The sequence below is a fragment of the Tamlana flava genome, from assembly GCF_041287255.1.
In the GTDB taxonomy this organism is placed as follows: domain Bacteria; phylum Bacteroidota; class Bacteroidia; order Flavobacteriales; family Flavobacteriaceae; genus Tamlana; species Tamlana flava.
This window is the reverse complement of record NZ_JBGGTX010000004.1, coordinates 505,170-517,238: the sequence shown is the minus strand read 5'-3', so window position 1 is coordinate 517,238 and position 12,069 is coordinate 505,170. Positions and strand designations below refer to the sequence as shown.

The 12,069-nt window shown below is 36.5% G+C and carries 11 protein-coding genes; 1 reads left to right on the top strand and 10 read right to left on the bottom strand.

Annotated elements, in window-relative coordinates; all coding sequences use genetic code 11:
- Positions 1–5: 5 nt before the first annotated feature.
- The 7 genes from ACB104_RS14030 to ACB104_RS14000 all read right to left on the bottom strand — a co-directional run bounded on the left by ACB104_RS14030 (position 6) and on the right by ACB104_RS14000 (position 8,617).
- Positions 6–1,700: a hypothetical protein gene (locus tag ACB104_RS14030; protein ID WP_370479704.1), complete on the bottom strand. Its 1,695-nt coding sequence runs from the start codon at positions 1,698–1,700 to the stop codon at positions 6–8.
- Positions 1,697–2,218 (bottom strand): hypothetical protein, encoded by a 522-nt coding sequence (locus tag ACB104_RS14025; RefSeq protein ID WP_370479703.1) that lies wholly within the window; start codon positions 2,216–2,218, stop codon positions 1,697–1,699. Before ACB104_RS14025 ends, ACB104_RS14030 begins: the two co-directional genes overlap by 4 nt.
- A gap of 46 nt (positions 2,219–2,264) precedes the next feature.
- Complete coding sequence (locus tag ACB104_RS14020; protein WP_370479701.1) at positions 2,265–3,500, bottom strand: DUF6638 family protein; 1,236 nt, start codon at positions 3,498–3,500, stop codon at positions 2,265–2,267.
- Complete coding sequence (nudK, locus tag ACB104_RS14015) at positions 3,500–4,084, bottom strand: GDP-mannose pyrophosphatase NudK (protein WP_370479700.1); 585 nt, start codon at positions 4,082–4,084, stop codon at positions 3,500–3,502. The genes ACB104_RS14020 and nudK overlap by 1 nt, the downstream gene beginning before the upstream one ends.
- Positions 4,077–6,038, bottom strand: a complete 1,962-nt coding sequence (locus ACB104_RS14010) for an AAA family ATPase (RefSeq protein ID WP_370479698.1) — start codon at positions 6,036–6,038, stop codon at positions 4,077–4,079. The genes nudK and ACB104_RS14010 overlap by 8 nt, the downstream gene beginning before the upstream one ends.
- Before the next feature lie 89 nt (positions 6,039–6,127).
- Positions 6,128–7,192, bottom strand: coding sequence for a hypothetical protein (locus ACB104_RS14005; protein WP_370479696.1), 1,065 nt, complete (start codon positions 7,190–7,192; stop codon positions 6,128–6,130).
- Positions 7,193–7,273: 81 nt separating this feature from the next.
- Complete coding sequence (locus ACB104_RS14000; protein WP_370479694.1) at positions 7,274–8,617, bottom strand: coiled-coil domain-containing protein; 1,344 nt, start codon at positions 8,615–8,617, stop codon at positions 7,274–7,276.
- A gap of 229 nt (positions 8,618–8,846) precedes the next feature.
- On the opposite strand from ACB104_RS14000, the gene ACB104_RS13995 reads away from it, so the two are divergent.
- A complete protein-coding gene (locus ACB104_RS13995) occupies positions 8,847–9,098 on the top strand; it encodes a hypothetical protein (RefSeq protein WP_370479693.1) in 252 nt (83 codons plus the stop codon).
- A 249-nt stretch (positions 9,099–9,347) separates the two neighbouring features.
- On the opposite strand, the gene ettA is transcribed toward ACB104_RS13995, so the two are convergent.
- The 3 genes from ettA to ACB104_RS13980 form a co-directional block, all read right to left on the bottom strand.
- Positions 9,348–11,039, bottom strand: coding sequence for an energy-dependent translational throttle protein EttA (gene ettA, locus ACB104_RS13990; protein ID WP_370479691.1), 1,692 nt, complete (start codon positions 11,037–11,039; stop codon positions 9,348–9,350).
- A gap of 88 nt (positions 11,040–11,127) precedes the next feature.
- On the bottom strand, positions 11,128–11,310 hold the full coding sequence (locus tag ACB104_RS13985; protein ID WP_370479689.1) for a CAL67264 family membrane protein: 183 nt from the start codon (positions 11,308–11,310) through the stop codon (positions 11,128–11,130).
- 124 nt (positions 11,311–11,434) lie between these two features.
- On the bottom strand, positions 11,435–12,055 hold the full coding sequence (locus ACB104_RS13980) for an L-threonylcarbamoyladenylate synthase (RefSeq protein WP_370479687.1): 621 nt from the start codon (positions 12,053–12,055) through the stop codon (positions 11,435–11,437).
- Between the last annotated feature and the right edge of the window lie 14 nt (positions 12,056–12,069).

Here is a 12,069-nt window from a genome sequence, read left to right as displayed (position 1 = left end):
ATGTTTTAATTACCAACAGCCTTCAAAGAATCAATCTGCTTTTGCAATTTTTCAATAGCTAAGGCTTTTTCGTCAATAACAGACACAACATTTATTGTGTCTTTTACGGTATCGGCTAAATCAATATTTTTCGTTTCTTCAACAAAATAATAACCGATACCCTCACTGGCACGCCATGCTTCGTTTAATTGATCGTAAACCGTCTTATCCCATTGGCTTGGGTGTTTTACATCAATCCAAACTACATCGCGGTATTCGCTATCTATCAAAACCAAATCTGGCGTAGCTGACCCATCAAATTGTTTCGCATTCCTATCACTAATTGAGGACACAGTACCCATAAAAAACATGCGTTTTTTGCCTGCAATATTTTTAATATACGGTCTAAACTCCACTGGTGTATTGGCAGACCAATCATACTCTTTTCGCGATTCCTTCACTTTTAAAGGCATTGCCGAAACACCGGCATATCCTTGTTTTTTAGCTGCATGGTTGTAGTAATACAGTTTGTCAGTACCATCTGCCGGAATAAACACACTAAAACTTAAACTGGTTCGCTCCTCGCCTACAGGCTCTAAACCAAACCAATGGTAAAGTCCACTATAAGCATCTACATCAGTATCCGAAAAATCAAAATCCGTTACATACGGCTGTTGGTTTTGGTCCTTTGGCATTTGTGGAATTTTCACTGCAGTTTCCATGTTCCAAGGTAACGGGTCGTTAAATCCGCCTAAAAACTTCAACGATTCTGCCTGCAACCGAGACACTTTTTCAGCAAGCGTATTTTGGCGTGTTAAATACGGATGGTTTTTCATCTCCTGAGGACTTATATAAGTGCCCTTTCCTATTAAAATACGCTCTATATAATCTTTAAAATCGTGCTCACCATTGTCTATTACCATAACGCCACCAAAGGTTGGGTATGGAAACAAAAAGCCTTTCCATTTTATTAGACTCACTACTTCGACCCATTGACCTGAATCATTCTTCATATAATAGGTGTCGCTTGGTTCAAGCATAAACAACTGAAAAAAGTTGAAACGTTGCACCACAGCATTATAAGTGTTCCTACTAAATTTTAAAGATTCACCTATTGAAAAGGTTACCGGAATTCTGTTTTCACTTGAAAACCTTGGAAACGGTGTCGTGCTCGATACAGCAAAGACTTCTTCGGTATTATCGGTCATTCCTTGCCATACATATTTTTCGGTGGGTTGAATAGCCATGGTCCATTTGTTTTCATTGCCAATTCTAACCAAATGAGGCAATGAAACGTCTTTTGTTTCGCCAACACTTTCATTCGCCATTGAGAAAATATTTCGAAGTGGTTGAATGCGCTCGTTTTGGGTTAAGGGCAATTCGTTGATTTCAATTTTATTTAAATGGTTGAAAACATTGTATGTTTTCATGTAATCATACATTTTAAAATGCCAACCGACTACATATAAAATTCCAAAAAAAATGACTAAAAGAGCCAAAATACCCAGTCTAACACCTGTACTCGCAGAACGTCTAAACTTTCGCAAACCAAAGAACAAAACAATTCCACTTAACAGGATTATGAAAATATACTTGCGCAGAAAAAGCAATGCCGGTTGGTAATCGTCACGCAATACAAACAACGCAATGATTAAAATTATGAAAACAATAATGGTTATAGTTTTTTGTTTCTTGCCTCTGTTCCAGTAGTTTTTTATCATAACAATCCTTTATCTTTTAAACGCTCTCGAGCACTTTTTTCTTCAGCTTTTGGCTTATCAGGTTTTGCTTCCTCTATTTTTTCAACTTCCTTTTCTTTTGCCTTTAAATCTTCTATGAAATCCTTTCCTTTTTCAATAGTATCATGAACCACATCTTCCAGTGAATGACTTTTTTCTTCAATAACCTCGCTAGATTTAAATATGACATTTGCTAAATAGGTACCCAATAAAGTTCCCACAATCATGGAGGCAAAAATTGAAATAGTTGCTAAATCAATGGGAATTAAAAAGCGCGTAACTACGATACCAATTAAAAATAAGAACCCAATAAAAACCAAACGCACTATGAATTTTTGTTGGTAAAGAAAACCTGTTTTATCGGTTGGTTTCATTTGCAATTCTTTGGAATACATCAATTTATTGAAAAACCGGTAAAGTTTGTTTCCGTGGGATTCTCTCCAATACAATAGAGCGCCAAAAAGTATGGATGCTATAAAAATTATGAGTTCTAGTGTCATGGTTTTTGAGTTTGAAGTTATCTCTTATAAAATTAGTCTATAATTTTTAAATATTGTTACCAATAGTTTCAATGGCCCAGTCTTTAAGTGATTCATCCCAAGTCTGAAAACTTTTGTAAAACCCTGTTTTATCGTACCAATACCAAAACAACACGTCTTTAGGTGAAATATTAACCAATAATTTCCATATTAAATCCTGATGTTGCGCACTTAGAGAAGAATGTGGCTGATGCAACGCTTTAAATAAATCTTCATCAACAATATCGGCAATTTTGAATTCGTTACTTACTTCCAGCTTTTCCAAATATCGCTCTACACTCATGACTTTTTTACGGGATTCCATATCAAGTTTGTTCAAGTAACTTTTATATAGTATGGGATCTGTTAAAATATCTTTTATAGGATGTTGTGTCTTTTTTAAGCAGGCTGCCAATTCAAACTTTTTGATGCGCTCGTAACGTTCAGTTTTTACCACTTTTTCCAAATCGCATTCAATAATAATATGGTCGCTTAATTTGTTCATAAGCTCAGACTGCTCTATATGGTAAATCAAGACCTCGTAATTAGTATCTTTTATGGCTTCTTTATACCATTTTTCATTTTCAAAAACTACTATAGGCGTAATAAAATCGCGCAATACATAAACACCTCCAAATGACTCTGTATAAAACGAATCTGTAGTGTATTGCAATTCATGTAATTCTAAATCGCGGTATCGTAAATCACCATATTGTTTGGCGGATTCCAACAATTGTTCGTGGATGGCTTCATCAATAAAGTTATTACCCTGACTAAAAGTATCAACCAATTCCAATTGCTGTTTTTGAATTTTATCCAAGTCGTTTATCAAATGAAAGTGAACACTGATTTTATCGTATTTTAAAACATCCAAAGGCTCATAAAAGGCATCAATACCTTGGTCGAAATCCAAACAAATGGCGCAATCTCTGGTGATATCCTTTATTTTTTCACCATGCTCATTAAATACAAGTTTCATGATATCTCTATCAAAAGTATGCGTTGGCATGTAAATGGGTTTCCCTTTTTGCAAAGGCGTGATTAGTATGCCACACGGATTTGCCTCGCCATTATTTAGATAGTGATTGTCTTTTTTTTCTTCAGCCACCTCTGGACTCCAACCTATACCATCAATATGAAAATTCTTTAGCTTTGTTTTACTAAAACCAAGTTTTACCAAGCATTTGTTGTACCGCTCAACAAGTTTTCCGCTAACGGGAATGAGTTCACTTCTATATAAATTGGCTGTTTTTAATTTATCCATTATTCCAACAACTTATGAATTTGCGCATACTGTAATAACACAATAGTCCTAGTGTCTTCAATTTGTCCGGTATTTAGCATTTCAATCGCTTTTTGAAAAGGTAGTTCTAAAACCTCAATATCTTCATGTTCACTATCCAATCCACCACCTTCATTAACTTTCATATCTTCAGAGTATTCTCCAACAAAAAAGTGCATTTTTTCGGTCATCACCCCTGGGGAAGAATAGGCTTCATAAACCTTTTTAACTTCTTTTAGACGGTAACCTACTTCTTCTTCGGTTTCACGAATAATGCAGGCTTCAGGGTTGTCCTTATCGAGCATACCTGCAGTAATTTCTATCAATACGCCATCTTTATTACCATTCATAAAGGTTGGCATCCTGAATTGTTTTGTTAAAACAACCGTTTTCTTTTCCTTATTATAGAGCAAAATACCAGCGCCATCGCCCCTATCATAAACCTCGCGCATTTGGTTTACCCATTTTCCATTGGGCATCAAATAATCAAAAGTGACACGGTTTAGAATATAGTAATTGTCTGAAAGTAACCTTTCCTCAATGTTTTTTATTTGTTTACTACTCATTTTCGAATGCTTTTCTCGCTTCAGTCTCTATATTTAATTGATCCACCCTAGCATCTACTTTTCGTTTAAAATCGGTATCGGCAATTGTGGCCACATTGTCTAAATAACGCACCACTTCTTGACGACGAATTTCTGAAAAATCCAATCCTTTCATATTGGCCCGCATCAATTCCTGAAGCATGTTGAATTTGGTTTCGTAATCTTTTTTGAAATAGATTTCAGGATTTTCAAACCAATCTTCTTCCAAATCAAAATCGGTCAAACGCAATGAAATCGCAGATTGAATATTACGAACATCTCGTGAAGAGAAAAACGGAAATGTCTTTTGCATGTCTTTGTACAAATTAGCATAAAACAAATGTTGATTGGCTTTAAATTGCCTTTCTACCCTATCGTAAATCTCATTAACACGTTCTTCAGTTGGCTTTTCAACGGTATTCAAAATTTCCCCTATGTTTTTTGCCAAACCTTGGTCTTGCAGATAACTGTAGTTTTCTGGACCTTGCATGTTTACAAAATCGGGCATGGTATCTTCCAGTTTCCGCCACCATAAATGGTCTTGATCTAAAAAATCGTGTTCTGTTCTGGCTCCATCAATTTTGAACCGACCTTGCACACGCGAAATAACTGCTTTATCCAGCATTTCAGGTAAATTAGTGAACAGGCCGATGGAGCTGTTACCATAGTTAACTGCATAAGCGCCTTCGGTATAACGTAAAAACACTCCAATAACTTCCTTTACACCCGCTGAAACGCCTTGCGCTGTACGCTCTTGCAAGTTGTTTTCAGCATCATCAATAGGTGCAAAAATAAGTTTGGTTGGGTCTTGCATGGGTTTCATCCACTCTACCATTTTTTCGGCAGAACCACCTTGAAAAGTTGAAATCAATGTATCTGGCATCGGGTGAAACAAAAATGGAATATCCAAAGTATCGCAATGTTCCTTTAATCGAGTCGCTATGGCTGCAATGAGCATACTTTTTCCTGTTCCCGGAATACCATAACCCATAAAAACGGGCATAAAACCTCCCAGTTCTTGAAACGGATTTTTCTTCGCCATAAAATCGTAGCTCAATAAACGCTCAGTCAATCGGCGGGCAAAATGTTTCGCATCGCGATTACCAACAATTTGCTCGAATTGCACTTTATTGAACTCAATACTTTTGGCTGTGCCTTCAAAAACATTGTTCCAACCAGAAATGGCAAACTCAGAGTTTTCGAGTTTATACGTTCTGTCTTCAATCGTTTCGGTATATTCCAAAGAACTTTTTCGCAGTTGGATTTCATCAATCAACGCTTCAAAATATACCACGGTAAAATTGATAACATCCTTGTCAGATTTAATTATTTCAGGATGTCCCAAGTATTTGTCGTAATAAAACAAGGCACATGAAATTCCTTTAATGGGCGACATTAAGGATACCTCAGGAATGCCAGCAAACTTTTGCTTCATAACGCTTAAATCATCTGACGCATGCGGTTTTAAATCACTTAAAATTTTATAGGCAATTGAAAATAGCATAAACGCCGTGGCGGTATGCATTTTACTTTCAAACTCCCTTTTTCCATTGGTATCTAAAGCTGATTTATTTTCGTTTAAACTCGATAATCCAGAGGCATCGTAGTAACTATCTTTAATCCAAATACCCAATGTAATGCCTTCCTGTACGGCAAAAAGGGTTTGGTTTAAATAAATGGGAATGGCAACAGAATCTGGCAACAAACGCTTTTTTAGGGCCAAAATGGTTTTTGAAACTGATGTAATATCAGCTGTATTTGTGCCGTTATTGGCACGCGATAAATACAATAAAATCGACTCTTCCTTGGCATCTTTATCCCTATTTTTTGCACGGGCACCTTGCTCCCATTGTACGCTTTTTAAATATGATGTTGCCTCGTCTCGAAGCATGTCGAGCTCGGTTAGTTTTATTGAGAATGTTGAGTTGTGTTCCATGTTTTTATTTTTTACGTCATTGCAAGTTTAACGTAGCAATCTATTAAATTTGAAAAGATAACCACGTTGCTATGCTCCTCGTTATGACGTTACTTCTTTAATTCTATTTTTAATTCAGCAATTTCAATTGGTGGTTTTGCTAAACTATTCATAATCTCAGGTGTTTTGTTATATAACAATTGAATGACTCTATGTGGTGCCAAAACATAGTTCTGCTTAAAAACAACCTCCCAATGCTGTAATACTTGTTTACTGAAAAAGCCTCCTTCCTTAAATTCACTTTTTGACAATACTTCTTCGGTTTTTAGTGATAAGGCGTAAGCCTCTAAAGGCACTTCTTTCTTTGCTATGCTTTTTAAAATGGTGTGGGTGACCATATTTTCATCTTTTGCAAAAACATTATGCAACGGGCCTAAATCAACACGTTTTATAAGCTTTGGAAATACTTTTGGTAATTTTCTATCAATGGCATGGGCCATCATATCTAGAGCCATATCCCTATCCGCAACTGTTTTTAAAACATCATAAATTTCTTCTTTATGGTCTTCAATTCGGTTACCATCATAATTGAAATACATGAAGCAGATAAATGGCCGATTGTGTGACACATCATAAAAACTCCAACTGGTCATTAAATCACTTTTTGAATCCTTTGGAGCTTCCAAAATTTTCCCTTGTACAAACCGATTGAATATATACTGTTTATTTACCGAGGTATAGTAAACTATAGAAGCCGCCTGAAAGAGTTTACTTTTCTTAATAGGTTCTTTCTTTCGTAAAAGAGTATCCAGGAATTCCTCTTTTAGGGTAGCAATGGGCGTTAATTTGCTTACGTATTCGTCGCGCAATTCCAAATCATTGAACAAATACCGAAATTCCAAATAGTTTGGAAAACCAGATTCGGTTAAATCTACCTTCATGTTATCCTCTTCATCATACATATATTTAATACGCATGGCTTCAACGGAGTACAGCAATAAATCACAGTATTGTTTAAAAAGCAACACCTCTTGCTCGTTACAAATCTTTTGCCTTTGTACTGCGACAATCAATTCCTTAAAAGCAAAATCTACCATTTGATGGTAAAACACATATTGCTCTTTAGAATCAAGAATTGCAGAGTCTAAGGGTGTTACTATATGATTTATGGACATGTTTTTTTAAACTAATAGTTCAATTAGAAATTGATTTAGAAAAGAAGCGCTTCTTGTCCAGAAGCGCTTTCAATACAAATTTTAAGATAGTAAATCGTCTTCTGAAGCTTTAGGTTTTGGTTTTCCGACAGGCTCACCATCTTCACCTGCAGGTTTATTGGCATCAGCTTTATAATAATCCTCAAAAATCTCTTTCATGTCAATGCCATAGCGTTCAGCAAAATTCTTTTGGATTTCACCATCTTTGGCACGGATTTCCTGTAAAGCCTCAGCATAACTACTGTAAACACCTTGCATCACTTTTTCATGAACAGGGATGTTATCCATCATATCTTGACGGGCTTTGGCACTGGCTGTATGCATGGATGCTAAAGTTTCTCCAATATGCTCATCGGTTTTTACTCCTAAATGCTCTAAAATAGCAGCGAATTCTTGGTCGGTTCTGGCTTTCAATGCCACCACGTAACCATCATAATATTTTAAACGCTCTTCGGTATCACTCTTTAATTTAGCACGATGCGTTTGCAAATTGCTACGAAGCGATGTCAATACTTTTATGGTTAAGTTGTGCTTATGTACAAAGCTGTCTTTACTCGCAGCAAGGGTTGTGTAGGCATTTTTAAGGCCTTCCAGTTCTTCAACTTTTTGCTCAAGCTCTGTGACTTTACCAACTGCTTGGGCATATGCTGCAGATTGTTTATCCAATATATCCTCAAGTTCTTGTCTAGCTTGTTTTAACAAAGCATATTGCTCTTCAAGTTTAGCTTCGACTTCTTTTTTCTTTTCTAAAGCTTTGGTATGATTTTTTGTGGCTTCAACAATGGCGTCTTGTAACTTATCTTCTACCTCATTAATTTCAACCTCACGATTTTTTAAGCGTCCAACTGCAGCTTGAGACTTGTATGAAAGCTCACTTAACAAAGTTTGAACATCAGCGCTCTCTATACGTTCTTGAAACATAGCTTTTGCTTTATTATCGGCAGCAGCTCTTGTTTTTTCAGCGGCTTTAAGTTCTTCTTGTGCTTTTTTAATTTTGCTTTTACGCCCCCAAAGGTTGTTCCACCAAGTATCTGGTTTGGCCTCGGCATCTTCCAACTCAATTCTGGCGCGCTCTAAAGCTTTTTGGGCATCGTCGATTACTTTTTGCTCGGTAGCATTTAGCGAGGAGAATTTTTCGAAAATAATACCAACTTCGTCTTGATAATCGGTTAAATCTTTAATGGCATCCAAAAGCGTTGTACGGTCCTTTTCGGCCATATGCACTACATCATCTAAAGTGGCATTTAGTATTTTTTGTCGAACTTCTGGGTCGTCTTCTTGCGACAATTTAGATTTCATAGTGTCAATGGCTTTTCCCCAATTAACATCTACTTTTTCACTTTTTTCGTTTGAAGAGGTTTCTAATAAATCAAAATCGTCTGACATGTTATGGTTTGTGTTTAGAGTTGAACAATTTTACGGACAAGCAATTTCGTTAAAAAATATTTAAATCAAAATTTTAGCCGCTCTAAATATTGGTATCTTTTCACGTTTAATTGTTACATCGGTATTTGAGTTTTTTGATAACACTGTGAATAACATTTCGCACAACAAAAATGTATAGCTAAGAAATTATACTATATTTGATAAGTAAATTAATCAGCTTTAAACTTCAATGTTTGCCAACCAAATCTTTTCTGTATTTTCATTAAGCTTGGCTTTAATAGACCAATCCAAAATTGTAACAGTGCTTGTTGTTGTTGTGATATTTTTTGCGGTTTTGCTGCTATTGGGCATTAGAAAATCATATAAGCTTAAAAAGGAAAATGATAAATTGGATGCCCTAAACAAAAAATTTGAGGAAGAAGAAAAAAAGGAAAAGCCCTATCGAGATTTTACTGAAGGCCACATGTATGGCGATAATTAAAAAACTTAACCTCCATGACCGCATTACTGCTTATTATTGCTCCTATTTTTATACTGCTATTTTTTATTGCTCGTACTATTAAAGAAAGAAAAAAGCTGTTAAGGGAGTTCAATTCCAACATAGAAAGAATTAACCAATTGGAGTGCTCTGAAATTGAGATCGGCTCAGGGCATATTTACAACAAGAAATAATACCTTCAAATAAATCATAAAAAAAGCCTGCAATGCAGGCTTTTTATTTTTTTTTTAACTAACGCACCAATTTTTTATACTTAATGCGTTTTGGCATCAAATCGCCGCCCAAACGTTTTTTCTTGTTGTCCTCATAATCAGAAAAACTGCCCTCAAAGAAATACACTTGGCTATTGCCTTCAAAAGCTAAAATATGGGTACAAATTCTATCTAAAAACCACCTATCGTGCGATATCACTACAGCACAACCCGCAAAGTTTTCCAAACCTTCCTCTAATGCACGTAACGTGTTTACATCAAGGTCGTTAGTAGGCTCATCTAAGAGCAGCACGTTACCTTCTTCTTTTAGCGTCATGGCCAAATGGAGTCGGTTACGCTCACCGCCCGAAAGCAGTTTCACTTTTTTGTTCTGTTCGCTTCCGCTGAAATTAAAACGACTCAAATAAGCTCTAGAATTAACCTGTTTACCTCCCATCAAGATTAACTCTTGCCCATCGCTAAAGTTTTGCCAAATGGTTTTTTCTGGGTCTATATTAGAATGGCTTTGGTCTACATAGGCAATCTTGGCTGTCTCACCTACAACAAATTCGCCTTTATCGGGAGTTTCCTCACCCATAATCATCCTGAAAATTGTAGTTTTACCGGCACCATTAGGTCCAATAACACCAACTATTCCGGCTTGCGGTAAGTTGAAGCTTAAATCTTCATACAGCAACTTATCGCCGTAACCTTTACTGACGCCTTTGGATTCAATTACATTGGTACCCAATCGTGGCCCGTTCGGAATATATATTTCTAGTTTTTCATCAAGCTGCTTTTGGTCTTGGCTTAATAATTTGTCGTAGTTTTTCAAACGCGCCTTTTGCTTTGTTTGACGCCCTTTGGCACCTTGGCGTACCCATTCCAACTCACGTTCTAATGTTTTCTGTCGTTTTGAAGCTGCCTTTCCTTCTTGTGCCATGCGTTTGGATTTTTGGTCCAACCAAGAAGAATAATTACCTTTCCATGGAATGCCTTCACCTCTATCCAATTCTAGAATCCAGCCTGCAACATTGTCCAAGAAATACCTATCGTGGGTAACGGCGATTACCGTTCCTTTATATTGTGCCAAATGATGTTCCAACCAGTGCACCGATTCGGCATCTAAATGGTTGGTAGGCTCGTCGAGCAACAACACATCTGGCTCTTTCAACAATAATCTACACAAGGCCACACGACGACGCTCTCCTCCAGAAAGCACACCAATTTTTTTATCGCCTTCAGGAGTGCGCAAAGCATCCATGGCAATTTCCAATTTGGTATCTAATTCCCAGGCATTGGCAGCATCAATTTGGTCTTGAAGCTCTGCCTGACGGTTCATCAACTTTTCCATTTTATCTGGATTGGAATACACTTCTTCCAAACCAAACATATCGTTAATTTTGTTGTATTCATCAAGAATGGCTACTGTTTCAGCAGCACCTTCTCGAACAACTTCTATCACGGTTTTTTCATCGTCCAACTTCGGTTCTTGCTCTAAATACCCCACACTGTAACCTGGTTGAAAAATCACATCGCCTTGATAATTTTTATCAACGCCGGCAATAATTTTTAATAGCGTGGATTTACCCGAACCATTGAGCCCCAGAATACCAATTTTGGCTCCATAGAAAAAGCTTAGATATATATTTTTTAGAACAGGTGTATTGGCACTTTGAAATGTCTTGGTAACACCAGACATTGAGAAAATTATTTTCTTATCGTCACTCATTTATCAGATAATTAGCAAATTAGATTTTTAGATTAACAGAGATTTTAAGGTAATAGAAGCGTAAGTTATTATGCTTAAATTCAAATGGCTAAACTCTTCCCTTTAGGGCATTAAACACCCATGCAATGGCGAAAAAACCTATACCAACTGTAGCAAAACCCCATCCGGCAACATCGTCATATCTATACGCCCCCATTAGAATCAAAACAACACCCATGATTATCATTAAGACTGTTGCCCAAGCCAATATTGTGTTTTTATTCATTGCCATATTCTCTTTTATTTTTGGTTAGTGTAAAAGCAAATATCGTGTTTTTGCTAATAAATTTAAGAGTATCCTAATATATTTTTGAAAGCCAATAGAGTTAAAAATTAGAACACCAGCCTTCAGAGAATTAGAAAATCTCCAAGCCACCTTTACCCTCTCTAACAATAATGGGCTCATTTTCAGATAAATCAATAATTGTTGAAGGCTCGTTGCCCCCATAACCACCATCTATGACCAAATCGACCAAATTATCCCATTTTTCCAGAATCAACTCTGGGTCTGTAGTATATTCCAAAACTTCATCCTCATCATAAATCGAAGTAGATATTATAGGGTTTTCCAACTGCTTTACAATTTCTAAAGCAATATTGTTCGCTGGAATACGAATCCCCACAGTCTTTTTTTTCTTAAATGGATTAGGTAATGAATTAGACCCAGGAAGAATAAACGTATAAGGACCAGGAAGCGCACGTTTCAATATTTTAAAAACAGAATTGTCAATCTGCTTCACATAATCACTTAAATTGCTTAAGTCATGACATACGAATGAAAAATTGGATTTTTCTAGTTTAACGCCCTTAATTCTGGCTACGCGCTCCAAGGCTTTAATATTGGTAATGTCGCAACCCAAACCGTAAACCGTGTCGGTTGGGTATATAACCAATCCACCACGTTTCAATACACGAACTACTTTTTCAATTTCCTTAGGGTTAGGGTTTTCTTCATAAATCCTGACAAATTCGGCCATAATATTTATATTGC